At 54.7% G+C, this 26421-nt stretch carries 29 protein-coding genes and 1 pseudogene; 11 read left to right on the top strand and 19 right to left on the bottom strand.

Features of this window, described 5'->3' with window-relative positions:
• The first annotated feature begins 62 nt into the window (after window positions 1-62).
• The 11 genes from FMF02_RS00265 to FMF02_RS00310 all read left to right on the top strand — a co-directional run bounded on the left by FMF02_RS00265 (window position 63) and on the right by FMF02_RS00310 (window position 6785).
• Window positions 63-692, top strand: coding sequence for a hypothetical protein (locus FMF02_RS00265; RefSeq protein WP_141411795.1), 630 nt, complete (start codon window positions 63-65; stop codon window positions 690-692).
• A 64-nt stretch (window positions 693-756) separates the two neighbouring features.
• On the top strand, window positions 757-1221 hold the full coding sequence (locus tag FMF02_RS00270; RefSeq protein ID WP_141411796.1) for a hypothetical protein: 465 nt from the start codon (window positions 757-759) through the stop codon (window positions 1219-1221).
• A 48-nt stretch (window positions 1222-1269) separates the two neighbouring features.
• Entirely contained in the window at window positions 1270-1689 is a 420-nt protein-coding gene (locus tag FMF02_RS00275; protein ID WP_141411797.1) for a PcfK-like family protein, read from the top strand.
• A gap of 11 nt (window positions 1690-1700) precedes the next feature.
• Entirely contained in the window at window positions 1701-2975 is a 1275-nt protein-coding gene (locus FMF02_RS00280; RefSeq protein WP_141411798.1) for a PcfJ domain-containing protein, read from the top strand.
• Between the two features lie 25 nt (window positions 2976-3000).
• Entirely contained in the window at window positions 3001-4269 is a 1269-nt protein-coding gene (locus tag FMF02_RS00285) for a PcfJ domain-containing protein (protein ID WP_141411799.1), read from the top strand.
• 59 nt (window positions 4270-4328) lie between these two features.
• Window positions 4329-4583, top strand: coding sequence for a DUF7688 family protein (locus tag FMF02_RS00290; protein WP_141411800.1), 255 nt, complete (start codon window positions 4329-4331; stop codon window positions 4581-4583).
• A 58-nt stretch (window positions 4584-4641) separates the two neighbouring features.
• Window positions 4642-5028 carry a hypothetical protein gene (locus tag FMF02_RS00295; protein ID WP_141411801.1) on the top strand — a complete coding sequence of 129 codons (387 nt, stop codon included), beginning with the start codon at window positions 4642-4644 and terminating at the stop codon, window positions 5026-5028.
• Entirely contained in the window at window positions 5025-5252 is a 228-nt protein-coding gene (locus FMF02_RS13585) for a hypothetical protein (RefSeq protein ID WP_162502244.1), read from the top strand. The genes FMF02_RS00295 and FMF02_RS13585 overlap by 4 nt, the downstream gene beginning before the upstream one ends.
• 40 nt (window positions 5253-5292) lie before the next feature.
• Window positions 5293-5601 (top strand): hypothetical protein, encoded by a 309-nt coding sequence (locus FMF02_RS00300; RefSeq protein ID WP_244611593.1) that lies wholly within the window; start codon window positions 5293-5295, stop codon window positions 5599-5601.
• 12 nt (window positions 5602-5613) lie between these two features.
• Window positions 5614-6102: a DUF7258 domain-containing protein gene (locus tag FMF02_RS00305; RefSeq protein WP_141411803.1), complete on the top strand. Its 489-nt coding sequence runs from the start codon at window positions 5614-5616 to the stop codon at window positions 6100-6102.
• A gap of 2 nt (window positions 6103-6104) precedes the next feature.
• Window positions 6105-6785, top strand: coding sequence for a hypothetical protein (locus FMF02_RS00310; protein ID WP_179952753.1), 681 nt, complete (start codon window positions 6105-6107; stop codon window positions 6783-6785).
• 95 nt (window positions 6786-6880) lie between these two features.
• On the opposite strand, the pseudogene FMF02_RS00315 reads toward FMF02_RS00310, so the two are convergent.
• The 19 genes and pseudogenes from FMF02_RS00315 to traK form a co-directional block, all read right to left on the bottom strand.
• A pseudogene (locus tag FMF02_RS00315) lies at window positions 6881-7447 on the bottom strand (ATP-binding protein); the annotation flags it as partial.
• Between the two features lie 73 nt (window positions 7448-7520).
• The gene (locus tag FMF02_RS00320) at window positions 7521-8717 is read right to left on the bottom strand and encodes a Fic family protein (RefSeq protein WP_141411804.1); all 1197 of its coding nucleotides are present in this window, start codon (window positions 8715-8717) and stop codon (window positions 7521-7523) included.
• A gap of 98 nt (window positions 8718-8815) precedes the next feature.
• Window positions 8816-9313, bottom strand: coding sequence for a HigA family addiction module antitoxin (locus tag FMF02_RS00325; RefSeq protein ID WP_141411805.1), 498 nt, complete (start codon window positions 9311-9313; stop codon window positions 8816-8818).
• Between the two features lie 119 nt (window positions 9314-9432).
• The gene (locus FMF02_RS00330) at window positions 9433-10638 is read right to left on the bottom strand and encodes a DUF6047 family protein (protein ID WP_141411806.1); all 1206 of its coding nucleotides are present in this window, start codon (window positions 10636-10638) and stop codon (window positions 9433-9435) included.
• A gap of 13 nt (window positions 10639-10651) precedes the next feature.
• Window positions 10652-12265 (bottom strand): DUF4116 domain-containing protein, encoded by a 1614-nt coding sequence (locus tag FMF02_RS00335; protein ID WP_244611594.1) that lies wholly within the window; start codon window positions 12263-12265, stop codon window positions 10652-10654.
• 449 nt (window positions 12266-12714) lie between these two features.
• A complete protein-coding gene (locus tag FMF02_RS00340; RefSeq protein ID WP_244611595.1) occupies window positions 12715-13140 on the bottom strand; it encodes a DUF3872 domain-containing protein in 426 nt (141 codons plus the stop codon).
• An 11-nt stretch (window positions 13141-13151) separates the two neighbouring features.
• Window positions 13152-14036, bottom strand: coding sequence for a radical SAM protein (locus tag FMF02_RS00345; RefSeq protein WP_141411809.1), 885 nt, complete (start codon window positions 14034-14036; stop codon window positions 13152-13154).
• Window positions 14037-14043: 7 nt separating this feature from the next.
• Window positions 14044-15018 (bottom strand): DNA-methyltransferase, encoded by a 975-nt coding sequence (locus tag FMF02_RS00350; protein WP_141411810.1) that lies wholly within the window; start codon window positions 15016-15018, stop codon window positions 14044-14046.
• Between the two features lie 12 nt (window positions 15019-15030).
• Window positions 15031-15213 carry a hypothetical protein gene (locus FMF02_RS00355; protein ID WP_091535683.1) on the bottom strand — a complete coding sequence of 61 codons (183 nt, stop codon included), beginning with the start codon at window positions 15211-15213 and terminating at the stop codon, window positions 15031-15033.
• A 2-nt stretch (window positions 15214-15215) separates the two neighbouring features.
• A complete protein-coding gene (locus FMF02_RS00360; protein WP_317129829.1) occupies window positions 15216-16868 on the bottom strand; it encodes a tetratricopeptide repeat protein in 1653 nt (550 codons plus the stop codon).
• A gap of 44 nt (window positions 16869-16912) precedes the next feature.
• Entirely contained in the window at window positions 16913-18748 is a 1836-nt protein-coding gene (locus tag FMF02_RS00365; RefSeq protein ID WP_141411811.1) for a DUF4906 domain-containing protein, read from the bottom strand.
• 11 nt (window positions 18749-18759) lie between these two features.
• Window positions 18760-19296, bottom strand: a complete 537-nt coding sequence (locus FMF02_RS00370) for a DUF3575 domain-containing protein (RefSeq protein ID WP_141411812.1) — start codon at window positions 19294-19296, stop codon at window positions 18760-18762.
• Window positions 19297-19368: 72 nt separating this feature from the next.
• On the bottom strand, window positions 19369-21135 hold the full coding sequence (locus FMF02_RS00375; protein WP_162502245.1) for a DUF4906 domain-containing protein: 1767 nt from the start codon (window positions 21133-21135) through the stop codon (window positions 19369-19371).
• Between the two features lie 86 nt (window positions 21136-21221).
• The gene (locus tag FMF02_RS00380) at window positions 21222-22289 is read right to left on the bottom strand and encodes a FimB/Mfa2 family fimbrial subunit (RefSeq protein ID WP_141411814.1); all 1068 of its coding nucleotides are present in this window, start codon (window positions 22287-22289) and stop codon (window positions 21222-21224) included.
• A gap of 59 nt (window positions 22290-22348) precedes the next feature.
• The gene (locus tag FMF02_RS00385) at window positions 22349-22933 is read right to left on the bottom strand and encodes a conjugal transfer protein TraO (RefSeq protein WP_141411815.1); all 585 of its coding nucleotides are present in this window, start codon (window positions 22931-22933) and stop codon (window positions 22349-22351) included.
• A gap of 1 nt (window position 22934) precedes the next feature.
• Window positions 22935-23885 (bottom strand): conjugative transposon protein TraN, encoded by a 951-nt coding sequence (gene traN / locus FMF02_RS00390; protein ID WP_032135248.1) that lies wholly within the window; start codon window positions 23883-23885, stop codon window positions 22935-22937.
• A 131-nt stretch (window positions 23886-24016) separates the two neighbouring features.
• Complete coding sequence (traM, locus tag FMF02_RS00395; RefSeq protein ID WP_141411817.1) at window positions 24017-25372, bottom strand: conjugative transposon protein TraM; 1356 nt, start codon at window positions 25370-25372, stop codon at window positions 24017-24019.
• Window positions 25344-25721: a TraL conjugative transposon family protein gene (locus tag FMF02_RS00400; RefSeq protein WP_141411818.1), complete on the bottom strand. Its 378-nt coding sequence runs from the start codon at window positions 25719-25721 to the stop codon at window positions 25344-25346. Before FMF02_RS00400 ends, traM begins: the two co-directional genes overlap by 29 nt.
• 3 nt (window positions 25722-25724) lie before the next feature.
• Window positions 25725-26348 carry a conjugative transposon protein TraK gene (traK, locus tag FMF02_RS00405; RefSeq protein WP_141411819.1) on the bottom strand — a complete coding sequence of 208 codons (624 nt, stop codon included), beginning with the start codon at window positions 26346-26348 and terminating at the stop codon, window positions 25725-25727.
• Window positions 26349-26421 lie beyond the last annotated feature (73 nt).

Consider the following 26421-nt stretch of genomic DNA (forward strand, 5'->3'; position numbering starts at 1 on the left):
AGTCTAATTCGTGGGGCAGCCTCGCCCCCACATAAACCAACGAATCATAAAAATCCGAAAATATGAAAACCATTTATCTGCAAAGACAAGGCTCGACCGACACGTTTAACACCCTCAATGCAATCAACACGGATTTAGGGTATTACATCGAGGTCAAAGCGTGGAGCGACAACCGCTACAACATTATCATCGTATCGACCCGTAAGCAGGACGACGATACCAAAAACAAACGGATAGAAATAACCGCCGTTTATCCCTCATTGTCCGACGCCTTCAGACGGGTGGAAAAAGAACTGCGGGAGGAACTCTCCGAGGATGCGACCATTTCCGACACGATAGAAAAATACTGCCATAACAGCCCCTCCTACAAAGGATTGGCAGACAAATATTTGGCGGTTTGTTTCTATGAAAAAGCCACTGAAACGATACGCCTGTACCCCGAAAATTACTGCCTCGTCTCTTTCCGGCACAAGGGGACGAAAGACTACCTCCGAATGGACGGCGCAACGGCGGAATATCTGCCCATATTGGAAGAACAGGCCAAGCAATACGAAAAGGAGCAGAGTTGGACGTGCCACAAGGATAAATCCGAGGAGTTCAGACGCGAACGGTTCGCGTGGCTCATCGGGGAAGCACTCAAGAAAAAGGATTGCCACCGCAAATTCTATCTAACCGACACGCTTATCAAGTAATCCGCAAAGACAGTAATCCAATCCGGGGGGCGGTGGCCCCGCTCCCCTGCAAAAAACAACAGATATGACACTCAACGAATATATCACCCAAACAGACCCGCAACCCGATGTAAAGGTCGTCCTTACAGGGGGTGAATACATACAGCGCGATGCAATCAAAGTAACCCCCTTTTCGGTACAGACGGCCGTAGATATTCCGGCGGTTATACAGCGGTATGGTATAAAAGATAATTATATCCGAATCGGAACCGCCCGGCAGTTGTTTACACGACATCCCCAAACAGGCGAACTGCGCGGAAGCATCTTTTTTCTGCCCGACGATGCCCCGGAGCCGCCCGAACTCACCCGGTTTCTCCGGTTCTTAAAGGCAAACGAAGTTTTTCTCAAACAATGGTGCGAAGCGCATACCATCCGGGGCGATTTACAGGAATGTAATGCCCGGTTTAGAACAGCATACGCCGAATATCTCAACAGCATAAGGAACACTTATGCCCTCACGGACGAAGACATTGATTTTTGGCTCTTTTGAACATTCACCCGGGGACGGTAACCCCGTCCCCCATAAAAACAAACCATCATGGCACAAGAGAATAAAGCGACCGATTATTTCAAACAGACGATCCAAAGCTATTTACAGCGCCGGGCGCAGGAGGACGAATTGTTCGCACCCCGGTACGCCGACCCGAAGAAGAACATCGACGACTGTATAACATTTATCCTCAATTACGTGAAGCAAAGCGGGTGCAACGGCTTCGCGGACGATGAAATCTACTCGCTCGCCCTGCACTACTACGACGAGGACGACATCGACATCGGCAAGCCCCTCACTAATTGTAAAGTTGTGGTGAACCATACTATCGAACTCTCCGAAGCGGAGAAAGCCGAAGCACGGCGCCAAGCCATGCAAAAAGCAACGGACGAAGCCTACCGGAAAATTACGCAGGGTAAAAACAAGACCAAGAAGACCGAAACAACCACCCAGTCATCACTATTTTAATTCGATACACCATGAAACCGAGAAATAAATTCCAACAGAAAGCAGTCGAAGCAAGCAAGAAACTGCCACCGCTGACCCCGGCACAGGAACGCTGGGCCTACACAAAAGTTATCGAATCGGTAGGCCAGCGCACGAGAAAAGGTGTCGTTACCTGCCTCGACTGTGGCAAGGTGTTCCACAACGATACCAAACAGCAATATTGCACCTGTCCCGCCTGCGGAACACGCCTGCGGATAGAAAATACTCGCAGGCAGAAATTCCAGCAACGGGAATACGTTACCTATATAACCGCTTGCGACGGGATGCAGGTCGTGCGGGTGTTTATGGTGAATTATTATGCCAAAGTCGGACGACCGCTGAACCGCTTTTGCCACGAAGTCATGCAACGTTGGATAGCCCCCGACGGCAAATACTGCACACTCGCCCGGAGCCGGGTATGGGGAACGATATATTACGATCTGTGGATTTATTCGTCCGATTTGGAACTGCACGGCGAATCGTGGGTATATGACAAGATTTACACGGACGATATATACCCTCGTATGAAACTCATCCCCGAACTGAAACGAACGGGATATAAGGGTGGATTGTACGGTCAGAACCCTACGACCTTATTCCGTGTCCTGCTTTCGGATAACCGGGCGGAATCCCTGCTCAAAATGGGGCAAGACTGCCTATTACAACTGTATTTGAATGATAGCGGTCGGAGATTCGACAAATATTGGCCGAGTATCCGTATCGCCGTCCGCAACGGCTATAAAATCACGGATGCAACGACATGGTGCGACTATATAGACGCTTTGCGAACATTGGGCAAAGACCTGCACAGCCCCAAATATGTGTGCCCCGCAGACCTTGAACGGGAACATGACCGCTGTATAGCCAAAATCGCCCGCAGGGAAGCCGAACGGGAAATAGCCGAAAACCTCTCCGCACATTTTCAGAAAGAGTGCGCCTACCATAGAGCCAAAGCCAAATTCTTCGGCCTTGCGTTTTCGGACGGACAGATCGTCGTTCGGGTGTTGGAGAGTGTGAAAGAAATCATCATGGAGGGAAAGGCCATGCACCATTGCGTCGGCACGAACGAATACTATAAAAAAGCCGATTCGCTTATTTTTTCGGCAACCATTGACGGTAAACGCATCGAAACCGTAGAAGTATCCCTCTCCCAACTCAAAGTTATTCAAAGCCGGGGTGTATGCAACAAACAAACGGAGTACCACGACAAAATCGTGCAGCTTGTAAATGACAATATGCTCCTTATCCAAAAGCGCATTGCCGCCTAATTCATCAATCCGAACTATCAAGATTATGCAACCGAGAAATAGTTTTGAACAGCAAATAGAAGAGGCGGGGCGCACGCTCCGCCCCATCTCCGCCCGGCAGATACGGTGGGCGTTCGACCGATGCGTCGTCCGCTACGGACGCAGGACGACAAAAGGCGTGATAACTTGCACCGAGTGCGGACACGCATGGACGGACAAGACGGCGCGGAAGCATTGTATCTGCCCCGCGTGCCATACCCGGCTGACCATAGACGACAACCACCTGCGCCGGATTTACGACACGGCGGACTACGCCCTGTTTATGACCGTCCATGACGGGATACAGGTATTACGCTTCGTATATCTGGCCTACTATGTCCGTATCGGAGAAAGGGCGAAATACATTCATTTCGAAGTCGTGCAGCGGTGGATCGCCCCGGACGGGCGATGCGCCACCCGTGCAAGACTCATAACGAACCGGCCTTTCTACAAGACGTGGGATTATGCAACCTCGTTGGAACTGCGCCCCCATAAGCCGCTGTATAATATCCATCCCCGTTGTGTTCATCCCCGGCCGCAACTCCTTCCCGAACTGCGAAGAAGCGGTTACAACGGACAGTTTTACCACATATCCCCGCCGGAAATGTTCTGCGCCCTGCTGCGCGACAGCCATGCCGAAACCCTGCTCAAGATGGGACAGATAGAACTGTTGAAGCACTTTACCGAGAACCCCCGCACATTGGACGACTACTGGCCGAGTATCCGTATCGTTACCCGCAGCGGGTACGCAATTACCGATGTGGGAATGTGGTGCGACTATATAGACCTATTGCGCTTTTTCAATAAGGATTTACGCAATGCCAAATATGTGTGCCCCGCCGACCTCAAAGCGGAGCACGACCAATATGTAAGGCGGAAAATGGAATACTTACGCAAGCAGAAAGAGCAGGAACGCATACGGGAAGCGATGCGCCACGAGCAGGAATACCGGAACGCAAAAGGACATTTTTTCGGCCTCGACCTCACGGACGGCAAAATCCACGTCCGGGTATTGGAGAGCATCGAGCAGTTCCGGCAAGAAGGCGAAGCCATGCACCATTGCGTCTTTACCAACGAATATTACCGCCGGGACGATTCGCTGATCCTCTCGGCCTCGATAGACGGCCAACGGCTCGAAACGGTCGAGGTTTCGCTATCCCGATTGGAGGTGGCGCAGAGCCGGGGCGTATGCAACAAGGACAGTCCGTACCACAAGCAGATTATAAAACTCGTTCAGCACAATATGCACCTTATAGAAAATCGACTGACAGCGTAATCCTAAATCTATCAATAATTAGAATCGGGGCGGCGAAAGCCGCCCATAACACCCAAACCATGAAAACAGACACGAATAACCAGAACCCGACCTACGAAATCCGGCAGAACGGAAAAGCCGTACTCCAGTCGGATTGCGAGTTTTCGCTTCCGATGATTTTCAACAACCTTACGGGGCGAAATTTTGCAAAGAAATCGGAATATCACGATTATATCCGATTTATCGCTATCAAAGAAATGGGCTTTACCTACGGGGAAATAGAACTTGTCAAAAACGGAGAGGTCGTAGCCAAAGGACATATCACGAAGAAATAAAATCGGGGCGGCAAAAGCCGCCGTTCAAACCTTTTATCAACCGAAAACAGACAAAACTATGGGAACATGGGGATCAGGAATCTACGAAAACGATTCTACGCGGGATTATATAGACGGGATCATCGACAACATATCGAACGCCGTCCGGGACATTGTAAAGCGGGATTATATGCTGTTGCACGCAGGGATGCCCCAAAGCGACCTGTTCATGTGCTACATCGACCTGTTGAACGCCATTTGCAGTCGACACGACCTGTACACATCATTACCGGATGCAGAGGTGGTTCGGAAATGGAAAGCCAAATACATGGAGGTTTGGGAGTTTACCGTCGGCGAGTGCGATCCGGCAGAGGATTACCGGAGAGAAAGGGCTGTCGTATTGAACGAGAGTTTCGATAACCTGATCGCCCTTGCAAGTAAGAAAAATGAATCGACAAAACTATGAAAAATCAAAAACACGACGACAAAACGACAAGGGCGTATGCCGTCCTTGCCCAACTCAAAACTCAATACCGGGTAAGAATTTGCGAGCACGACCACACGGCGATAGTCGTATCGGGCATTACCGAAAAACAACTCTCCGCCCTATGCCGGAGGTTGCATTGCTCCGGTATGTATAACGACACGGGACGGTTCGGGATCATCACCAATTTCGGAGAATATAAATAACAATCGGGGCGGCGACAGCCGCCCCATAACACCGACCGCTATGAAAATCATCTACAAAGAGGGAACCCGCAAGACCCTCGCAGAATCTACCGGAGAAGTCCGTAGCGCAGTCGCCACAGCATTGGAACTCGTCGAGGGCAAGCACGGATTCAGAACGCCTTTCGAGATATGGCGCAACTGTGAATTAGTCATAACCATCGGACATAATATCTACACAACATCCGTCGAGATACGTCCCCCGGCTATGGCTTATATCAAACGCCGGAGTAATTGGCACAACCGATACGCTTACTATGCGGCCGGAGCATTTCGGGGAAATAACGACAACGCGGAAGTAGAACTTATTTAATGGAGAACAACAATGAAAACGACAGAGGTAAACAAGGAATTGATAGGCAGAAGGTGCGAGTGCATCAGCTTCGGCACAATGGTTACGGGAGTAATCGAGGACATAACCGTTACGAAATATACGGCGGAGGTAAAAGTGCGTTACGACGAGCCCCAGCGCTGGGGTAACGGAATTTTGCACAGCGGTTGGGCGCATGGGGACAAGGACGACGAATCCGGCTCTTTGAAATACCTGCGCCTGCTCCCCGAACCTGTCCGACCGGACTATGAAACACTTGTCGTAACTTTTGCCGAGCCTATCCGCACGCTGGAGCGCCGTATCTTCGACGATTCGCAGGCGTGGGGCGTATCGACCCTGAAGGAGTGGATCGACGGCTACGAAAGCACCCGCTTTACGCAAATCGGCGACCGCACGGCGGTCGTAACCTCCGAATACAACATGGTGAGCGTGCGCGAATGGCTCGCCCGGCATACCGAAATCGAAACCTGCAAAACGGCGTAACGATGGTACGGGAGAGAATCGACGACTGGATGCAGATGGCCAAAGACCTCGCCCATGCCGAACGGGAACTGCAAATAGAACATTGGGTATATATCACGTTCGAGTACCGCGAGGACGACCGTTCGCGGGTCGTCCTGCACAAAATAGACATGCCCCGCAGGATGTTCGACCGCTGGCAGTGGCTCGTCGAGTGGCGCAGGGCAAAATACGTCTGCCAATACCCCCGTAAGGGCGTGCAGGTCTATTATTGTTACTACGACAAGCGGACGGGACTGCAAACCGGGTTCGGCTCCCTGCTCTCGTGCGTGGCAGCGGCGAAAGCGCAGATTACGAAAATCGGGCGTAAAATGGAGGAATACGTTAGTTACATGAGCGGTAACGATCTGTTTTTCGACCCGACGACAGACGAAAAATTGCGCTGCGCCAAAAAGAAATTGGCGCAGAAAAGGGCAAAGTATGCCGAACTGTGCGCCCTGCTCCAAAGCGAGGTCGCCAAACACCGGGCCAATCCCGGTATCTACAAACTGTTCATCGGTTTTCGCAAGCTGGGTGAATTTACGGACATCCCGCAAGCCCGCAAATTCGCCGAAGAAAGCGGCGAAACAGGGACTTTCAACCTTATTGGCGATCGTTTTCGGGATAGTTGGTATCAGCCGAAACATATCGGAGAAGCCGGAAATTAAATCTTGAAATTCGGCGCAAACGAAAAATCGACGGTTTCAAACCGTCGATTTTTCGTTTGCGGAACGCCGCCCCGGCAGGAGTATCGGCATATTGGTCAGTAATTCTTATTGAGCCATATCCCGAAAAACTTGTCGTAAATGCGGTAAACGCCCTGCTCGTGCGTAACGAAATCCTTTTCGAGCAATCCTTTGAGCGCCGCCTGCACCGAACTCGGAGAAGGCAGACTGTATTTCTGAACGAACTCCCCGGAGGTAACGGCACGGGCAGCGCCTTCCTTGCTGATGGCGATAAGCAGCTCTTTCTGTCTTTCGGGCAGGCGGAACAATATCTCCTGATAGGTGTATTTGTAAGAGTCGAGAATATTGCCCAACGCTTCGGGGAGCATTTCTGCCCTGCATTCTCCTCTTTCCGGTGTGATACCGTACAGCATGTTGAGCATCTTCTGCACATACCATGTCACCCCGTCGAAACGGTCGTAAATGTCGGCGACGACACCTTGCCCGATTTTTCGGCCGCTATTTTCAAAATGCCTGCGGGCGAAGTTTTCGTACTCCGACAACCCGATACACTCCAGATACATCATCGACACGCTTTGGTAAAAGGGGCGCGAGGCGTTGGCGAACATATTGCCCATGACGTGCCGCTGGCTGCCCGCAAAGATAATTATTATAAAATAATAATCAAATGCAAATCCACCTCCGCCGTGTCGTACACCCGCCGTACAGCATGATAATCTACGGTTTCAGCCCGGTTTTCTTTTTAGAGTGTGTGGCCGGCTTTTTCGCTGCGTCGGGAACATGGCGCGGCGATAATACCGGTGAAACAACATCCAGACGGGAATTTTGTGATGTAAGTTCATCTGTTTTAATCACCCAGAATCCATCCCTTTTACCGTTCTTGCGTTCGAGAATACCGTCCCGCACAAGACGGACGGTTATGGTTTTGACCGTTCTTTCGGACTTGCCGATATGTGCAGCGATCTCTTTTTGCGTCGCACTCGGCCGCTCCCGCAGATAGTTCAGTACGGCTATCTCTTCCAAAGTGCAATTCAAAGTGTAAATATTGCACTTTGAAATGTTGTCATGAGGGACGGTTGCACTTTGAATATCGTGTGCCGGACGTTCCTGTACGAGCATCGTCCGGTTTTTCAGTTCATTTTGTTCGGATAAGATCAGGTTTCTGAAAAAGGCTTCTATATATTCCGTAGTGGCGTAAATACCTTTACTCAGGTTATTGTAGTTGGCCCGAACCAATGCGTTGCGAAAATACCACGAATGGTCGGCAAAACTGTCATTGCTGATGTCGAATCCGAATGTCCGCAGGAATTTGATCGTAAACACAGCGGTAGTCCGGGTATTGCCCTCGCCGAAAGCATGGATTTGCCAAATTCCGGAAATAAATTTGGCGATATGCGTTATCGCATCGTTGATGTTCAGGTCTTTGTAGCTGAATTTTTTCTCCTGCTCGAAATCATAATCGAGCGTTTCACGGATACTGCCGGCACTGGCATAGAGGACGGTTTCACCGTTCAACACCCACTCCTTTTTCGTGATATTGTAATCCCGAATTTTTCCGGCAAACTTATAGATGCCCTCGAAAAGCCTGCGGTGAATGGCCATATATTCGACCGGGGAGAAAGAGAATGTTTTTTCCGAGAGTATCTCGGCGATGCGTGCCGACACCTTATCGGCTTCTTCCGTCCTATCCGCTATATCGGCTCTGACCGTTTTGGCTTGATAGTAGCTGTCGATAAGCTGCTTGGCTTCTTCGATGGTAATGTCGCCTTCGATATGTTGACGTGCCGTTCGTATCAGGTACTCCGACGGCTTCAGATCATCGACGGCTTGCAGACCTATCGCCGTCTGCCAGGCATAGCCTTTCTCCCGCTTATGCGGCTCGCCTTGTCTTATATATTCTTCAAAATCTTGCATTGGCTAAGTTTTTTTTAATTCTCCCCTTTGTCGTGTACCGAGTATCCCTCTCAATAGCGGCATTACGGCTTCGGAGCGCAGTCGTGTCGTATCTGTCATTATTTATTGCGGTATTTGTAGGGTATGCGCCAGCTCTGATCCGGCATGTAACGGTCGAGCGCAACCCGATCCATCCCGTAGAAGCGGGCGATCTCCTGCTTTTCGACTTCGTCGCCCCGCTCCATAACCCTTTCGATAACGTACTCCTTGTTCCGGCCCCAATCCATCTTGTCGAAATCGGTGTCCCAGAACAGCATCCGTCGGATGGCCGGAGCGCCACTAACGGATTCGTTCGCTTTCCGGTTCTTGTATTCGGCTATCTCGTAGTATGCCTGAAGCGTCAGCAGAAAGCCCTCATCATAACCGAGTGCCTTTTCGATCTTGAGGGCCATTTCGACCGTCAGCTTGCGGCGCCCCGTAATAACCGCATTAAGCGTCTGTTTGTGTTCGTCGATAGCAGCAGCAAAGGCTCGCTGGCTGAGGTTGCGTTCCTGCAGCTCCAAGCCGACGATCTTTCCCGGACGGATGCCCTTATACATATCAATTTCGCTTCTCATGGCTCTTTTTGCAAATATACACAATGTAAACGAAATTGTTTACATAAATATTGCCCTTTTTTATCGGCTCCCCGGATTACGCATATCCGCGATGCAAATAATCCTGCTGCCACGACATTTTATCGGGTAACTCCTTTGCCCTTTTTAAGTCGGTTGGCCAGCTTTTTCGCCACGTCGGGCAGCTGCCTCACCGGTTTTTCGGTAGTTGCCCCTACGCCCCCAAATTGCTCTTTCCGCTCCGGTGTCGCCGCCTGCGGCCTGCGGATATTCGGGTATTGCTCCCGGAGCAACTCTCCGGCCAGCTCCCGTACCGAGGCCATGATCTGTGTTTTTTCGTTCTCGGTCGTGGCTTGGGTCAATCTATCCGCCAGAGGATCGAATCGGTCGTGATAGGAGAAAAAATTGGGAAACTCGTCCTGTATCTCCGGAGCTTTGCACTCCGGCGAGGCAAGGTATAGCAGGCAACTGATGTCGTAAGTACGATCCGGGATATTCTCCGGTATTTCCCCTTTGCCGAATCCCGAAAGCGCAGCGAAATTGGCCAGCGTCGGGGACATATCGAATTGTCCGACGGTATCGCATATTCCAATCTCTTTTATGTCGGCATAACAGCCGGACGACAGACAGCCGAACGGCTCCGGTGCGGTGCGGAATAACGTATTGAGGTCAATATCGGGATTGACTTTCGCTCTTTGTGCCTCGTCCGGAATTAGTTCCATCGTCCTGAAGAATGTAATGTCGAGCCGGGGATCGAAGAAATTGGCGGCAAAGAAATCTTTGTACCGTTTTTGCAGTTTCTCACCTCGCTCCGTATTATCGAACAACAATACGCCACGGTCGGTTTCGATGCCCGTATAGGTCTGTTCCCTGCTCCTTTCCAGACCGGAATAACGCCAGACGGCTGATTGATATGCCATCGACTTGTTTAATGCCTCATGGGAATTTTCCGGCAGCAGCGGATCGAGGCCGTTCTGACAGCAGTATATGGCCGGATAAAGCCGGCAGGTGTTCAGCGGTTTCAATCCCTGCTCCTTGATGGCATCCGACAGTTTGCGCGGAAACATCGGGATATTCTCGTAAGGTTTCCATACTAGGTCGGGGTCGGCAAAACGGTAATGCACGAAAAAGCTGTTCGGGTAAGGCGTCAGCCAATCTTTGAGTATTATTTCCGTGCAATGATTGATAAAATGACCGAAGTTTTTATAATATCTCCCGTTTGCCGATACAGCCTGTGTTTTTCCTTCCGGTGAAAGCATCATATAAACGTCGCCCGGCTCCCGACGGTCGCCGGAGTTCATCGTTCTGTTTTCTTCTGTCGTTTTCATTTAGTGGCTTGTTTTAGAATTTCGGTTTCATGAAGGATTTGCGCTGCGGTTTTATGGGGCGTGTCCGCTCCTGCCGGGGCGTAAGATTCCGCAGGGTCAGCGATTCATTCTTACGGTCGTAGCGAACCTCGCAATTCTCGAAGATTTTGGTATCCGTTTCCACGTTCCGTAAACAAATCGTTTCGCCTCCATAGAGCCGTTTGCTGTCGTCGTAGGAAATCGGTTGGCGGAGCAGCTCGTCCATCTTTCGGGCGAATACATAAACATTGTCTTCGCACCTGATCCGATCCGGAGTGTAAATATCCAGCTCGGAATGGTTCTTAAAGGCATACAGGCACATATCCGCCGTGCGTATGTCGTGAGGAACCCATTGAATCGCCTGCGAATGATTCCTGACGGCGGCCTCGCCCACCTGCTGCGTAATGACGTTTTCCGGTATAAGGTGCAGGACATGTCCGTTTTTCCGGACGGCTTCCAACGCTACTTCTTCCGAAATGGCTTTGGGACGCATTACGGTTATCAAAAAGTCGATTGTTTTAGGATTATCCTGCTCCCGAACCATTTGCAGAGCCATCGACGGCTCTGTCAGCGCACCGGCGACGCTGTAATCGGTTTTATCTTTTCCGTAGGTATTGTCAAAAGCCTCTTTGCACATCTCGTAAGTCCGGTCGTCTTCGGGTATTCCGTATAAATTCTGCGGATTCTCTTTTACCAGATTCATATAAAGGTCAGGACTTTTCATTGCCTCCGGGATAAACGGTATGGCATACGGACTGCGGCGTATGGCTTCCATGCACAACTCCGGCGTCTTGAGTTTTTCGGGAACCATCCGTAAATATGAGCCGTCGTACCGTACCGCCGTTTCGCACAGCTCCTTATCCTTGAATTTTTCGGGAATGTTGAAAAACAACTCCGGCTCTTTGGCAAAGATCATCTCCGCCAGCTTCGGGGTCATATAGTCCGGATTCATACTGTCCAGAAAATGTTTGGTTCGTGAGTATCCCTCGCAACGCTCCAACAACTGCTCGTGGATCTCTTTGTAGGGAATGTACCGAAGTACCCGCAGGTCATAGCTCGAATACAATGCCTCATGGCACATCTCCCGTGTCAGCAGTTCCGGCTTGAAATATTGAATGGCGGCAGGGTCGTTCACCATCGCTTTCCGGTACAGGTCGGTGGTATGCAATGCCTCCGGTACATAAGGAAGTGCATGGATGCTGGACGATACGGCCGCCTCGCACATACGTTTCGTGCGTAAATGTTCCGGTACGTCGTGCAGCATAATCCCGTCGCTCTGTACCGCCGCCGTGCATACCGTCCTTGTTTTCCACCGTTTCGGCAGGGCCGTCAGGCACGACGGGTCGGTACGAACTCCGTACAGGGCGATGCGCTCGTCCATCACCTCCGGTTCGATGTCTGCCAATAAACCTACCATATCGGCGCCTTCCTGCCGGTATTTTTTTATGCCTTCCAGACACACGTCGGCATAGGGAATAAACTGAAGGACGCTTCGGTTCTCCCGAAATTTGGCCAATGGGGCGTTCAGGGCCAGCCGGCACATCTGCGGGGTTTTCATCGCTTGGGGCACGAACTCCAACACCCAGCCGTCCTTCGTCACCGCATCCATGCACATCTGTTCCGTTTTGAGCCGGTCGGGAACGGCAGTCAAGGCCCATACGTCGTTTTTCACCGCGGCTTCGCACAGGGCCTCTGTTCGGCGCTCCTGCGGCACGAACAGCAGCGCCGGGCCGTAACGTTCGACAGCAGCCATGCACATCGAGGGCGTTTTCAGCTCTTCCGGCACATAGTCGAGGGCATAATCCCAATTCCGCACGGCCGTATAACACAGCTTTTCGGTACGCATATCGCGGGGGACATATCGGATATTCTCTCCGTCGATCTCGACGGCGCGGCGGCATACCGCCTCGGTACGTCGTTCCAAAGGCAGGGTCATGAACATATTATGTTTTCGTCCGCCCCGTTCGAGCAAGGCGATATCTGCTTTTTCCTGTTCTGTCATAAGGTTCTCGAATTAAAAATGCCCGGTTTCGGCCGGGCACTGATGTTCGTTTGTGACTATTGCTCTTCGCCGCCCGTATCGCTGTCGTTCTGGAACGTGAAGCTCTGTTGCACCACCTGTCCCATGTTGTCCTCGATATAGACGTCGATGGTCTGCTGGTCGTCGCTACGGGAGGTGTAATAAAGACGGAACGAGAAGCGCTCCAGCGGATAGCGGTCGTTGGGAAGGAACACCGTTCCGTCGTCCATCCGCAACTCTCCCTTGCCGTCGGGTTGGAAATAGCGGATCGTGTAGCGGGCGTCGGCATACGCCCCCTCACGTACCAACGTACAGCGTATCTCGGCGGTTTCGCCTACGCCGATACGCTTGGGTACGGGCATCGTTTCCAGCGAGAAGCTGTACGCCTGCTGAATGTCCAGCTCCTTGTCGCAGGATGCGAGCAGTCCGAGTGCGGCCATCGCCGCAAAAAATAACTTTTTCATCACTTTTCGGTTTATTTGCATTTGTAATCCGCGAAGTCCATCGCGTTGAACAATCGTTTGTTGTTGCACCAGTAGGCCAGCCGCCACGCCTCCCGCGAGGGTTTGGCGTCGCCCGAAAAATCCCGATACGGCTGTGCGAAGGGCACGCAGCCCAACGCCTTCAGTTCCCGAATACGTTCCAGCGCATCGCCGATGTCGTCGCGCACCAGCACGTAGAAGAACAGTTTACGGGGCGACAAGCCACATTTGACGAGCAGTTTTACGACGTTATGTACATCCTCCTGCACGGCACAGCTGTCATAGGCCATTCGCAGGAAGCGCAGCCACCTGACCCGTGCGAGCAGCTCTGCGAGTTCCGGGTTGCGGGCGATACGCCGCACGTCGAGCCCCTGATTGAAGTCCACCCGCACGCCCAAGCGGACGATCTTTTCGATCTGCGCGAGGCCCCATGCGGAGGCCAGCACGTTGTTGTCGAGCAGTACGGCCCGCCTGCGCCCGGCAAGGAACTCTTCGATGTCGGCATGGGGCCGGATAGCGCCCTCTTTGTGCGGCACCACGCACCACGGGCAGCGGTTCGGGCATCCGCGCGTGAGAAAGCCGTAGGCTTCGCCCACGCCGTAGAGCGAGTAATCCGGACATGTATGTTCGACCGCCTCCGGCAGCGTCGTCGTATAATCGCGGTAGCCCGTTCCGCCGCGTATCACCTCGCAGCGGTATTCATCCCGGCAATCGGGTGTATGGGTAAAGACCTTCGACAAATACACTTTGTCGTAACGCCCCGCCATGGGATCGGCAAATTCCACCGTATCGCCCCGGAGCTTATGCCACGCCGAAAGTTTCATCAGCGCGAGGTTCGGGAAGTTGCGCCCGTCCACATCCACTAATCCGATTCGCATGGCTTCCTTACTGTTTTAAGGGTTCGGGATCCCGTTCCAGCCGTGCACGGGCTATGGCGACGTATTCCGGATTCGGCTCGATGCCGATGTAGTGGCGTCCCAGCCTGCGGGCGACAAGGGCCGTCGTCCCGCTTCCCAGAAAAGGGTCGAGAACTACGCCGCCCGGCGAACACCCCGCCTCGATGGGTGTCTCGATCAATTTCTGCGGATAGGGGGCGTAGTGCTTCTCGTGGCTGATTTCGGTCGTAATCCGCCAAACCGTCCGTTTGTTCCTGCCTTGAAGGTCGTTTCTGGATTTCGAACCTGTCGGATGTTCCGGCTGTCTGGATATTCTGTTCGTCTCATTCCCGGCATAAGGTTCTAACTGTTGCCGGAAGTCGTATTTCGGGGATTTGGCGAAGAAAAACACCTTCTCGAAATCCACCGTAAAACGGTCTTTGACGGGAGTAGGCACAGCCGAGGGCTTATGCCATATAATCTCGTTGCGCAGTATCCACCCTCGCAGGATCATCATCTCGGCGAACAGCCCCGGAATATTGCACAGCGATTTGTGCGGAACTCGGTGTATCGACAGATCGACGCGCAGTGTTTTCAGACAATGGGCGTTTTTACCCGGCGGCCAATCGTCTGGGCGGTTGTATTTATTGAGTTTGCTGTACGAATCGCCGAGGTTCACCCATAGCGTCCCCGTACTTTTCAATACGCGGCGGCACTCGTCGAAGATGCCCACGAGATGCTCCAAGAACATCTCGCGGGAGGGTTCCTGCCCCAACTGCCCCAGCCATCCGCCGCAACTGCGGCAAGTAGCGTAATCGTCAAAATCGTGTTCACAATCCTGCCGCCCGCCGAACAGTATCGGAGAGAGTCCGTAATCCCTGAGCTGCCAGTACGGGGGCGAGGTTACGATACAGTCGATGGAGTTGTCGGGCAGCCGACCGAGGCCGGAGGCCGCATCCGTATTAAAAATTACATCCGTTCGCATTGCATTCGCTCTTTAATGCCCAGTTCCCGTATTGCTGTCCGGCACTTCGTCCCAGGGATTGTCCTCCGGAATCTCGATGTCCGTCTGCGGGCGTTTCAGGGTTTCCGTTGTTTCTTCCTCATACAGTTTGGCGCACGAGGTAAAGGCCATAGCCGCTGTCAGCAGCATCGTGGCCGCGATCGCTCTTTTTCTCATCGTCAGTCATCGGTTAAAAGGTTGGATATTTCCGGGTCAAGCCTGCCCCGGTATTCGAATGTCTCTTTCAGCTCGCACGCCCTGTCGAACCATTTGCGCCCTTCCTTCCTGCGGCCCAGCCGCGAGCAGGCGATGGCTTTCAGATAGCACGCCTCGGCCGATTCGGGCAGCGCGGAGAGCACTTCGTAAGCGCGGTCGTCATGGCCGAGCGAGAGCAGCGCGATAGCCGTATTTCGGTCATGGTAAGGAGCCAATATCGTGAGGGCTTCGTCGTAGCGCCTTTCGTCGAGCAGCTTCACGCCCCGCGCGTAGAGCGTATCGGGTACGGTCGTATGGATCGTATCCTTCACCATGCCCACGCGCCGCAGGTCGTATTTGAAATCGACCGAGCGCAGCAGCGGATAGAGCCGCTCCCGGATATATTTATACTCCCGCGGATACCTGCCTCGCAGGGCCGCTTCGCGCCGGTCGGGATTCTTCTCCGCACCGAGCAGCGCAAGGATCGCCTCGCGGTGTGGCAGGCTGTCCGAGGCGGCGATCAAGCGCCCCAGCTCCGTCCAGTTCTCGCCTACGGAGCGCACGGCGATCAGCGTATCGACCTGCCGCCCGAAACGCTCGCCCAGACACCGTTTGAGCGACAGGGCACGCTCGCGCGCCAGACGCTCGTTGAGCGCGAGCGCTCCTTCCGGTGATGCCGAAGCGGTCAGCACGATACTGTCCACGTAAAATTCCCGCTGGTTTATCAGTCCGTCCATCAGGGCTTCGATGCGGGCGAGCTGAACGGCGTTGGTTTCCAGCGTGTCGATAATGTCCGATTTGCCGACTTCGAAGGCAAGGTAGTTGCGGTCTTTGACCACGGCATACTTCTCGATCACTCTGGTCAGGTAGCGCCTCGTGGTGTCCGCGAAGGTCAGCATCGAGGATATGTTGTATTCCAGCGTATCGAGCGGCGGCATATCGTAACGGCTGCCGTCCAGCCCTACGACCGCTCCCTCAAGTGTGACGTGCATCGTCTTGCCTTCGCCTTTGGTCGGTACTTCCTGCGTATAGTAATAGCTGATCTTCTCACGGCCTTCGACGATGGAATCCAGCCGCACGCCCTCCGGATAGGGGTGCTTGACGAAACGCTCGAAAGCACGCTGTTCGGCAGCCGCATCGGGCTTGAAGACCCGCACGTATCGGTCGAACTGCCAATAGTTGCGATCCTGCACGCGGCTGAACAGCCCGCCCCGGATACTGATCTGCTGAAGCGGCACGAGGCTGTCCGTCTTGTGGAGCATGGGTGTTACGGCCACGCTCTGACAATTGCCCTGCAACTGGCGCGGCAGTTCGATCACAAAGTCGATGCAGACCTTGCCCATACGTTCGGCGACGGTGCGCGATTTGGCCACCACGACCACCTCGTCGAGTTCGAGCGACATGACGCGCTCGCCGTTTTCGAGCGTAGTCGTAGGCAGGAAATAGACGGGCTTCAGGCTGTCGCGGTGCTTGTATTCGACATATTGCGGTGCGGACTCCTTTTTCGGCTCCTGCTTTTGTTCTTTGGGCGCATAGTTCGCCCGTGCGCCCAAGCCTCGGCGCTGAAGCCTGCCCGTAACGGTACAACCGCCCAGCAGCAGACACACGACGAGGCTGTGCAATAACATCTTCTTCATCGTTTTATAACTTTTTCTTATCATAAGCCGAGAAGACGGGCCGACTACCTCCATGTAATCGACGCCCGTGCTTGTTGACTTCGCCCGTAGATGTCCGTAATCGTAAAGACGAATTCCGTCCGCTCGGCATAGGAAGAGTTGGCGGTAAAAATATGTTGTCCGGTTTCGAGGGTTACAGGACTGTCGGGGTGTAACATGGAACCGCCATACGAAACCCTGCAATTCGTCGAGGTCGTCGTATAACTTACGGTATAGTCGCCCGCGTATTCGGTCGAACGGATGATCAGCGTCATCGGACTGTCCGAATAGAGAGTCGCCGAGGACATGGTTCGTATCATTGCAGAGAATTTCGGATAACGGGACGTTACCGTGCATTGCCGCTGTACGCTATGGCCGCTGCCGTCGCTTACCTGCACCGTAACCGTCAGCTCGCCGGTAACACGGGTGTCGAGCAAGAAACTGTGGGTTCCATTGCCTAACATGGCTTCATTGCCGCCGAGCCCTGTCCCTGCGGGAAATACGAAAACGGCCTGCGGATCGGAACAAGTGAAGGTAGAGATTGCGGCGTCATCGCTTCCTCTGATTTCCAACGTAAAAGTGGCGGGATTGCCGACGACGATTGCCGAAGGCGGTGTCAGCGTAACATCGAGAGAGGGTTTTTCGACCGCCTCGGTCGTCAGCGTACGGCGAATTTCATAATCATAGGCATCCCGCAGGACGAATGTCAGCATGGCTTCGCCTGCAACTGTCGGGCAGTATCCGATCCGTGCTGTTTTAATTCCGGCTCCGCCGGGCAATGCGACGGGAATTCCGGTCGTCATGGCCATACCGTCGAATGTTATCGTACCTTCGCCCTTCTCCTGTTCGACGGTCAGCGTGTAGCGACCGTCGGGATCGGTGCTCTCGACCCTCATCTCGGTAAAAATATCGTCGCCCACGCTGCACGTCCGAGGTAGTTCCGTGAAGGTCGCGCCGAGCGTCGAAAGACGCATATCCGTCGCATTGGCCCCCGAAATCATCACATCGAGATTATAATGACGGTTACGCAGGATGTCGAAAGAGGTCGTGACGTTGCTGCCGGGATAGATGTAATAATCGACCTTACGGCCCGACGCTTCGCCTTCGAGATGGATACAGGTGGCGTATTGCGGGGCGTTTTCGCGGCTGCGCTGCCGCGGGTCGGTGATACCCGGCACTTCGCCCTGAGTGTTTTCGGGAAGGTAAAGAACAACGGAGTAGCTGCGTCCGGAAAGGACGCTCTTCGGAAAGGATGTCACTTCGCTGTCTGCTGTGGGTTTGCTTTCAGCGAAGAACGGCACGCAGGACGATACGCCCGTTACCTGACAGGATCGGAGTTCGAAATCCGTAAAGGCGCCGGCCGTCGTGACGTTCAGAGTCAGTTTTGCCACACACCGTCGGAGGAGTATCGCGACATCGGTAGCCCCCGATACGGTGAAAGACTGCCGGCCGCTCATCGCAAACCTTTCATCGGTATCTCCCGATACATCGGGAACGTACATCGCTTCCTGCAATCGCAGGAGTGTCATCGGCCCCATGTCTTCCTTCGTATTGGCGATGGCATACGCTTCATAGCGGCCGTGGGCTATCGTCATCGTCCGCGAAGCGTTCCCCGCAGTCAGATAGTGATGTTCCAGTGAACCCGTCTGTACGTTATGCAGGTAAAGGTTCACGTCTGCAATGGCATTTTCATCCTCCGAATTTCGTGTCGGAAATCCGTTATCCGCAGCCGCAAAAGATATTTCCACCTGCGAAGCGGCAGCTTCGGGGAACTGCGGCCCATCGGGCGGATAGCTGCCGCTATCCTTCGTACAGGATGCGACCAGAAGCGGCAAAAGTCCTAAAAACAAGAGCTTTTTCATGTCTCGATATTCTAAAACATATAAGAGAAAGAGGCTTCCAGCTTCGCCGGAGCCAGTACGATACGGCGGTAATGCCGCAGAAAGACATCTTCGCCGGGCGGCGGTGCGGGATTCCAGCGCGTATCGTTCATGTAATACAGGCCGAGGCCGCCTTCGAGCGAGAAGTTCCACCGCCTATGCAGCATCCACGAATAGCCCGCGCTGGCACCTACGCCGACAGTCCAGCCGTTGTAGCGTTTGTTCCGGTTCCCGACGCGATACTGTGCGACGGCCGAGTGCACGCCCCAAAAGAAGCCGACATGCGGCTCGAAGCGCCAGCGGCGCACACCCACGACGGCTCCCAGCACTTTGGTTCGCAGACTTTCGGTCGAGATCGGGTTCCAGTATGCCGACGCTTCGACAGACCATTTTTCCGCTACGGCCACATCTACGCCGGCATTGACGGTTCCCGTTGCCAGTCCCAGCGCATTGACGCGCACGGCCGTATATTGAGCCGAAGCCGCGTTCGCCACGAGGACGAACAGCAGCAATACAAATAATCTTTTCATCGTGTTTCTATGTTTGTTGGAATGAGTAACCGCCGCATCCGGCAAAAGGTATCGGCGGAGCGTTGAGAGAGGTTAATCGGTCTGAAATTCGGGAACGATATTGCAGTTTTCCCATGCGGTAAAGGAATACTCCGGCTCCCGCGACAGTTCCTTGCGGGGATAGTGGCCGATGAAGTTGCTCCACCAGACGGCGACTGTTTTCCCTCCGATCCCCTTGAACGTGCAGCGGCTTCCTATCGGAACTACGAACGCCTGTTTTTCCTGATCGATTCGGTACGCGCCGTCGCAACTTATCTCGACCAGATCGACATGGGTATAGATATAGACGGCTTCCTGCACGAAGTCCACGTAGAGCGTATCCCGAAAACTTTTCATGGGATGGCGGTACGGGTTTTCCGCTGAAACGAACCGTGTGAGGCCGCGATCCGCATACCAACCTCCGACTTTCGATCCGTCCACCGGTTTGAGAGGCACGAGCGGCCCGTCGTCCAACGACAATATCATCATGCGATTGTCTTCGGGCGTATAGGAAGAACTCCATTTTACGACCGTCATATTCTCTTTGTCGACACTTCCCCGGCCGCGGTGGGTAGTCCCGCGCTTCCAGTAGGTATATATCGTTAGGAGATTGTAAAAGTCGTGCGTAAACGTTTTCGTATAGCTGTACCCGTCCGTGTTGCTTACAACCACTTCATAGACGAGCCGGTAATTGTCGGCGGTAAACACCTCTCCGGGGATGTAGTCCACCGAGAAACTGTACACGCCCGAAGGGTCGTTCAGCGGGAGGGTGACGGACGAGGTGAGCGGCTGCCCGTTGAAGAGGAAGGCTCCGTGCTGGCCTTGTAGAAGGCGAACCGTCGCCGAGAGGTCGCCGGCCTTTTGCGGGTCGTCCACGGTGATCGTAAGCTGCCGGCCGGGATCGTACAGGCAGTACCCCTCGAACTGGTAGCCCTCGAAAGGGAAGTTGTCCGAAATCCCGACCTCGAACGCATCGACGCGGGTATCGACCACGTTTTCTCCCTTGATGACGATATTGAGCGTATATACCGTATTGCGGCGCACGTCGAAGTTGGTCGTATTGTTCTCTCCCAGATATACGTCATACGTCAGCAGTTTGCCTTCGCGCTGTGCCTTGATCCGCAGGAAGGTCGCTCCTTCGGGTGCGTTGCCGGCGCATTTCTGCTCCTGCGAGGTTATCCCCGGCACTTCGCCCCGACAGTTTTCCGCCAAGAAGAACGTGCGCGATGCCTTGCGGTTCTCATACGATGCGATCGCCGAAGGTTCGGAAGAGGTGAGTTCACGGGCCTGCTGATCCTCCGCGAACAGCGTGGTGACACCTGCCATATCCATCACCTGCACGGATTGGAGCTTCAGGTCGTAGTCCACCCCGTAGAAGGAGGTGTTGCAGACGATTTTGGCTACGTTGCGCCGAACGGTGACCGTAGCCTCCGGCATCCCTTTCCCGACCGTACATTCCGCATATCCGGACATGGGCAGCGACGTGTAACTCCGGGGTACGCGGAACTCATAGGCCGACAGCGTCTTCCGGCTCATCGGGCCCATATCTTCATGTAAATTGGCTACAGCATACACATCGTACCGGCCGGCGGGAATGGAACGCTCCAATACGCCGCCCTGCACGTAAAAGTGTTGCGACGGGCGTATGCCCTGCGGATCGAAGAGGAAAACGTTCATGTCCTTGACGGCCCGTTCGTCCGCGGCCCGGGTAACCGCCTGCGTTTCTTCCGGACACACCCGCAGCGTAAAGCGGGTCGCAGACTCCGCAGCCGGAACAATGTCTTCTTTGGAACAACCGATCGCCAAAGCGAGCAGCGGCATAATTAAAATCAGTAGGTTTCTCATAATGAAAAATGGAAAAAGGGGAAAGACAGGGACGATTGCACCCTGTCCCTTCCCTTCCGATGCTACATACCGATATTAACATCCTGATTGAACGGCCCTTCCCAGTCTGCGGGGGTGATCGTCACGGCCACGTCGGCACCCGTCAGGCCGCTGATGTTCACCGTTACGCGGCGGTAGGTATTGCGGTTGATAGCCTTACCCGAATCCCCGGCAAGTTCGATCTCGTAACTTACGGGCATCTGGTCGTCCGTCGTTCCGAAATCCCCGTCATGATCGTAAATGCCTTCGAGGGTCAGCAGTACGCTCTCGGCAGCCATGTTGTCCTCATTGCCGTAGATATAGAACAAATTGGCATATTTCCCGCTCTGCTCTTTCGCTGCCTGCGTATGGCTGAAAGTCTGTGCTGCGGACAGAGGCATGGTCTCCCCTGAATACTCGCGGTTTTGGGTTCCTCCGGAATGCGACGTGCCGACGTCGAAATAGAAGACCGAGGATGCCGCACGGGAAACAGTCGCCGAAGCGATCCGCACGCGACCGGGGTATGCAGAGGCGAACTTGCTGTCGGTCGTAGCCTGTACGGCTACCTTCGACACGAGCCTTTCGAGCGCGATCTGCACGGTGGTCGTCTGCCCGGCCTGTGCGATAACCTGCGTCGCCGAGCCGGTCATGGTAAACCCTGCGGAGCGTTTGGCCTTCGTCGTCACCTCGTCGAACGTACCGTTATAGTCCGCGATCTCGCTCTCGGTCTGGCTTCGCAGGTCGTCCAGTGTGCCGATCCCGGAAAGGGCGCTGCCGTTGGCGATGGCATAGAAGCTGTACGTTTGCCCCGGCGCGGCGTCCGGTACGGGAATGGTCGCCGTCTGTCCCGAAATCTCCGCAGCGGTGAAGTTGCGTTGCAGTACGGCGTCCCCGCTGCCGTCGAACACGAACAGCGTGAGCGTGCCGATCTTCTTCTCCCAGCTCTCGGCCGCGGCCGTCTGGTCGAAGAAGGCGCGGGTTTCGGGCGTCTTGTCCGTCAGGGTGATTTTCACTACGCTGCCCGTCGCCGAGTCTGCGATCTCGTCGGTGTGCTTGTTGCAGGAGGCCAGCATGGCCAGGGTAGCCGTGGCTGCCAAAATCATCTTTTTCATAGATTTAATTGATTTTATGCCGCTTCGTGCGGCGGTTAATAAAAAGTGGTGGATGAATGTCAGTCGATGATGAATTTCAGTCCTATTCCGAACTGCGTGTGGAAATGCCCTGTCGTCGTGCCCCAGAGCACACGCTCGCGGCCCGATATGCAGAGCACGATGCGGTCGGTGATATAGGCTTCCGCCTCCAGCGTCACCGCGCCTCCGTAGAGAAATCCCTCACAGCTTCGGATCGTGGAGCCATCGTACAGCATTTTATCTCCCCAGTTCACCGTCTCGTACCCCAACATGGCCGAGCCGCCGATGTAGAAAAAGAAGGTCTTGGAGCCGTCTGCGAGAAACTTATAGTAGTAGCCCCCTTCGCCCGTGAACTGCGCCACGGGGATACTCCCGGCTTTGTAGGGGTAATTGCGGCAGAGGTACTCCGCCCCGAAGACCCACTTGTTCGCACGACCCGCATAACGGCTCATGGCCGCTCCGAAGTAGTACCCCGTGGTGCTGCGCCCGGAGGCGGAGTACCAGCCGTCCGCCATGCCCGCGCGTACCTCCAGCCCCCGCATTCCGGGCAGAGTACGCTGGGCATGGGCTTCCGGAGCCAAAGCCAGACCGAGGGCCAGCGACAGCAGCAATGCCAACCGTTTCATGCTATTTGACCTTTAATTCGTTGATGACCTCGGCACGCACCAGATCGGCATTTTCGACCGTAAAGGTTTGGTGGCGTCCGCCTTCTTTCTCGTAGAGCTCCACCACGAGGTGCTTGTCGTCGGGAATGGTGAACTTCGGAAGCGTGAAGACCATGCGCTCGCTGCTCTTGCCCCGGATCACCTGCACGTTGTTGTGGGCACGCAGGGGCCGGATGACCTGCTCCTGAATGGCCGTGCGCTTGGCGACCTTCTTATCCGCGATCTTGAAGGTGAGGTGATCGACCTCGAAAGGCACGTTCGAGGAGTTCTTCAGTTGCAAGTGGAAATAGAGCAGCCCGTTGTGCGAGTAGATGCCTTTCAGTAGGTACTGGATGCCGAAACGCTTGCAGCCGATATGCTTTACCTCGCGGCGGTCGTTCTTGTAGATCGACTTCATAATGAGCTTCACCAGCAGCGGCGATTCGCTGCCCAGCTCCTCCATATAGATCTCCAGCGCGTTGTTGGGGCGATTCACCGCCTCGCCGTCGTGCAGGAAGTCGGTCATTTCGACCGACAGCTTCACCGGCTCGTCGGCATACTTGACGTTGAAGGTGTAATAGGCCCCGTCCTCGGTGATGACCGAGAGGTTGCTCTCGCGCGAGAAGTCGCGCAGGGCGGCCTTGACCCTCAATACGTTCTCCGTGCCGTCGGCTTTGGCGGCCAAAAGGTCGGCCGAGCCCAGATCGACGTAGCGGATGGCCGAAGGGAAAATAACGTGCGTGGTCTTGTTGAAGGTCACCTCCAGTGCATAAGGCGGGATCATGCGGTCGAAGGTCAGCGGACGGGTCAGCCCGCCGAAGTAGTCGCCCGTCGAGGGTGTCGCGGCAGCCGGTATGTCCGGCGCTGCGGTTTCGGCTATCTCCTGCGCCGAAGCGCCCGTTACGCATCCTAAAAGTGCGAACGACAAAAGGATTTTTTTAACTGCGCACGGCTTGTTTTTCCTCGTTACCGGCGAGCAAAGGTTTTGCGTGCGGACTGTGCTCTCGATTTTCTTTCGGTTCATGACTTGTCTTTCTTTAATGTGTTCGGTTTATGGATGTTCAGTTATTCCAGCGGGGGCAGCAGCAGGACACGGTACCCGGCTTTGAGCGTCACCCGAACCTGCCGCATTTTCTGCCCGACGTACTGCGCCGTGCCTTGTATGACGCTGCGCCCCAGATCGGAAAGCAGTTGCGTCCCCGCATCGTCCGTAATGGTGATGCTGCTTCCCAATCCTGAACCTGCATTGGCGGCGATCTCCTTCACGGCGCTGATCTCGTCGGATGCGGGGACGCTGATGCCCTCGCCTCCGTCCATGTCATAAACCAGCAACTCGACCGGTATCACGCTGCCCCGGTATTGCACGGCGCTGACCGTGATCATCATGCGCTCCCCGTCGATACGGGCTGTGCCCGTAAGTACGGTGTTCGCGGGGATCAGCACACCGCCGGCCCTCATCGGCTCGGTAAGGCGCAGGGGCACCTCCTTGCCGTCCGTCACGCTCGTCGTGCGATAAATGCAGGCTCCGATGCTGTTTTTCTGTACGGGGTTCTCGTTCCCCGCCGCAGTATTGAAGCCCCAGTTGCGGGGCTTCGTGAACTCCGCGACGAATACCGAATCGGGCATCGGGGCTGCGAGGCGCGAGATGACCTCTCGGCGCACTTGGGCGACGGGTTGCACGGCGCTCCTGCCGCTGCGGGATGTGCCGCCCTCAGGGGACGTCCGTACGGCTTCCGCCGCACCGCCCGCATTTTGCCCTCCGTTCATGTATTTCGAGGCCAGTTGGTAGGACTTCTCGATCAGGGCCAGTTGTTGCTCCTCGGCGCTCTGCCGGGCCTGTTCGTCCTCCAACTGCGCTTCGAGCCGGTCGATGCGTTCCTGCAACTCCTTCTCTCTGTCGCTTTCGGCCTCGTTCTGCGTCTCTTCATAGAAGCTGCCTATCTGACGGTTCAGGTCGTGGTACGCCCCCACCGATGAGTGCAGGGTTCCGCTCTCGAAGCGCGAGGGTGCCTCGTAGTATTCTACGGGTTTGGGGGCCATGCGCAGCTCCCTTTCCTCGCGTGCGGCCCGTTCCTCCTCGCTCTCGGGTTCCTCGCCCAGCGAGAAGGCGAAATCTTCCAGCGAGCGCATCTTGGCCTCCTGTTTGGCTTTCATCTCCTGCTGCACGTAGGCGTCGCGTTTGTCGGCGACAATGCCGCTCTGCTCCGGCGTGGGCAGACTGGTATTGAGCCCCGCCTGTTCGGTGGTCTCCTCACCGCCCGAAGGGGCGAAAATAAGCCACATGATCGCGGCGAAGGCCAGCAGCATCAGCGGGAAGACGATCATCTTGCGCCGCTGCTGTATTTGCTGCTCGGTAAGCTCCTTCGCGGGCTTCTCCGGCGCAGGCTGTTCGTTACTGCCGTGTTTCTCGTTCTCTTTCATAATCGGTCGTGTTTAATCGTTCGGGGCTGTCCGCCCCGGACTGTGTTCGTTCTGTTTCAGCGGGAAAGGTTGCTTCCTGCTGCGGCATTGCATCTAAGTTCCCGAAAGATTCCTGCTTGTGCCCCGGCTGCGGTGCAAGCCGTCGCAGGTGTTCGATCCGTATCCGCTCCCCGTCGCTGCACCCCAGAGAGTAGATCGCCGAAACGGTGCTATACAACGACAGTGCGGCGAAGAGCACGAAGAGCGTGACGATCGCATAGACTCGCATGTCGGGGCTGATAGCTCCGCACACGCGCCGCAGGCGATCCTCGATCCGCTCTCCGGCGCGTTTTATCCATTTCCGTATCATAATTTATCGTGCTATGACCCGCAGGTCGCGGTTTTCGACGATCTCGAAGCGCTCCATCGTAAAACCCTGCGGGTTGTTGTCCGAGCGCACCGAGTTGATGAGGTTGCAGCGCGTGACGAGCGAGCGTTCGGTGACGTTGCTCTCGCGTATGATCATCTGCCGGGCGTAGGTCGTCACGCGGTACGGATAGGTATCGAAGTTGCAGACCACCGAATCGACCTGTACCTGCTGATTGATGTTGCCTGCCACCACGCGGTTGTAGTAGCCCTTCTCCTGAAGATCCTGCGAGTAGTGGTAGGCGCTCTTGTCGCACAGGAACAGGGCGCGATTGATGTTGCTCTCGATGGCCGCCCGGTCGGGCGCCAGCGTGAAGAACAACTCGTGGAAGCGGCGGACGTGTTCCCGCGCCTCGACGGGCCGGTTCTGGCTGAGGTCTTGCGAGAGGGCCAGCATCAGCGACTTGCCCTGATCGAGCACGTAGATCTTCTCGCGCTGGCGCTGGGCGAACTGGTAGCTCTTCACGACACTGAACACGGCCACCACGGCGCACAGGCCGAGGAAGACGAGCGTGAAGAGCCGTATCTGCCGAAAGCTCGTTTCGATGTTTTTCAACGATTTGAATTCCATTTTTTGTCGTTTTATCGGGTTTATCTCTTCTATTGAGCCGCACAGGAAAAAGTGCGGCTGACATGTGACTCAA

The sequence above is a fragment of the Alistipes communis genome, assembly GCF_006542665.1.
GTDB lineage: Bacteria > Bacteroidota > Bacteroidia > Bacteroidales > Rikenellaceae > Alistipes > Alistipes communis.

What these genes read in the sequence shown, in the direction of transcription:
- FMF02_RS00300 (WP_244611593.1), top strand. Translation starts at nt 5,293, where the DNA reads ATGAAAATCATCTACAAAGAGGGAACCCGCAAGACCCTCGCAGAATCT.
- FMF02_RS00265 (WP_141411795.1), top strand. Translation starts at nt 63, where the DNA reads ATGAAAACCATTTATCTGCAAAGACAAGGCTCGACCGACACGTTTAAC.
- FMF02_RS00385 (WP_141411815.1), bottom strand. Translation starts at nt 22,933, where the DNA reads ATGAAACGGTTGGCATTGCTGCTGTCGCTGGCCCTCGGTCTGGCTTTG.
- FMF02_RS00330 (WP_141411806.1), bottom strand. Translation starts at nt 10,638, where the DNA reads ATGAAAACGACAGAAGAAAACAGAACGATGAACTCCGGCGACCGTCGG.
- FMF02_RS00360 (WP_317129829.1), bottom strand. Translation starts at nt 16,868, where the DNA reads ATGAAGAAGATGTTATTGCACAGCCTCGTCGTGTGTCTGCTGCTGGGC.
- FMF02_RS00275 (WP_141411797.1), top strand. Translation starts at nt 1,270, where the DNA reads ATGGCACAAGAGAATAAAGCGACCGATTATTTCAAACAGACGATCCAA.
- FMF02_RS00280 (WP_141411798.1), top strand. Translation starts at nt 1,701, where the DNA reads ATGAAACCGAGAAATAAATTCCAACAGAAAGCAGTCGAAGCAAGCAAG.
- FMF02_RS00375 (WP_162502245.1), bottom strand. Translation starts at nt 21,135, where the DNA reads ATGCCGCTGCTCGCTTTGGCGATCGGTTGTTCCAAAGAAGACATTGTT.
- traK (WP_141411819.1), bottom strand. Translation starts at nt 26,348, where the DNA reads ATGGAATTCAAATCGTTGAAAAACATCGAAACGAGCTTTCGGCAGATA.
- FMF02_RS00365 (WP_141411811.1), bottom strand. Translation starts at nt 18,748, where the DNA reads ATGAAAAAGCTCTTGTTTTTAGGACTTTTGCCGCTTCTGGTCGCATCC.
- FMF02_RS00290 (WP_141411800.1), top strand. Translation starts at nt 4,329, where the DNA reads ATGAAAACAGACACGAATAACCAGAACCCGACCTACGAAATCCGGCAG.
- FMF02_RS00305 (WP_141411803.1), top strand. Translation starts at nt 5,614, where the DNA reads ATGAAAACGACAGAGGTAAACAAGGAATTGATAGGCAGAAGGTGCGAG.
- FMF02_RS00310 (WP_179952753.1), top strand. Translation starts at nt 6,105, where the DNA reads ATGGTACGGGAGAGAATCGACGACTGGATGCAGATGGCCAAAGACCTC.
- FMF02_RS00345 (WP_141411809.1), bottom strand. Translation starts at nt 14,036, where the DNA reads ATGCGAATCGGATTAGTGGATGTGGACGGGCGCAACTTCCCGAACCTC.
- FMF02_RS00380 (WP_141411814.1), bottom strand. Translation starts at nt 22,289, where the DNA reads ATGAAAAAGATGATTTTGGCAGCCACGGCTACCCTGGCCATGCTGGCC.
- FMF02_RS00295 (WP_141411801.1), top strand. Translation starts at nt 4,642, where the DNA reads ATGGGAACATGGGGATCAGGAATCTACGAAAACGATTCTACGCGGGAT.
- FMF02_RS00325 (WP_141411805.1), bottom strand. Translation starts at nt 9,313, where the DNA reads ATGAGAAGCGAAATTGATATGTATAAGGGCATCCGTCCGGGAAAGATC.
- FMF02_RS00320 (WP_141411804.1), bottom strand. Translation starts at nt 8,717, where the DNA reads ATGCAAGATTTTGAAGAATATATAAGACAAGGCGAGCCGCATAAGCGG.
- FMF02_RS13585 (WP_162502244.1), top strand. Translation starts at nt 5,025, where the DNA reads ATGAAAAATCAAAAACACGACGACAAAACGACAAGGGCGTATGCCGTC.
- FMF02_RS00340 (WP_244611595.1), bottom strand. Translation starts at nt 13,140, where the DNA reads ATGAAAAAGTTATTTTTTGCGGCGATGGCCGCACTCGGACTGCTCGCA.
- FMF02_RS00270 (WP_141411796.1), top strand. Translation starts at nt 757, where the DNA reads ATGACACTCAACGAATATATCACCCAAACAGACCCGCAACCCGATGTA.
- traM (WP_141411817.1), bottom strand. Translation starts at nt 25,372, where the DNA reads ATGAAAGAGAACGAGAAACACGGCAGTAACGAACAGCCTGCGCCGGAG.
- FMF02_RS00335 (WP_244611594.1), bottom strand. Translation starts at nt 12,265, where the DNA reads ATGGATGCGGTGACGAAGGACGGCTGGGTGTTGGAGTTCGTGCCCCAA.
- FMF02_RS00355 (WP_091535683.1), bottom strand. Translation starts at nt 15,213, where the DNA reads ATGAGAAAAAGAGCGATCGCGGCCACGATGCTGCTGACAGCGGCTATG.
- FMF02_RS00285 (WP_141411799.1), top strand. Translation starts at nt 3,001, where the DNA reads ATGCAACCGAGAAATAGTTTTGAACAGCAAATAGAAGAGGCGGGGCGC.
- FMF02_RS00400 (WP_141411818.1), bottom strand. Translation starts at nt 25,721, where the DNA reads ATGATACGGAAATGGATAAAACGCGCCGGAGAGCGGATCGAGGATCGC.
- FMF02_RS00370 (WP_141411812.1), bottom strand. Translation starts at nt 19,296, where the DNA reads ATGAAAAGATTATTTGTATTGCTGCTGTTCGTCCTCGTGGCGAACGCG.
- FMF02_RS00350 (WP_141411810.1), bottom strand. Translation starts at nt 15,018, where the DNA reads ATGCGAACGGATGTAATTTTTAATACGGATGCGGCCTCCGGCCTCGGT.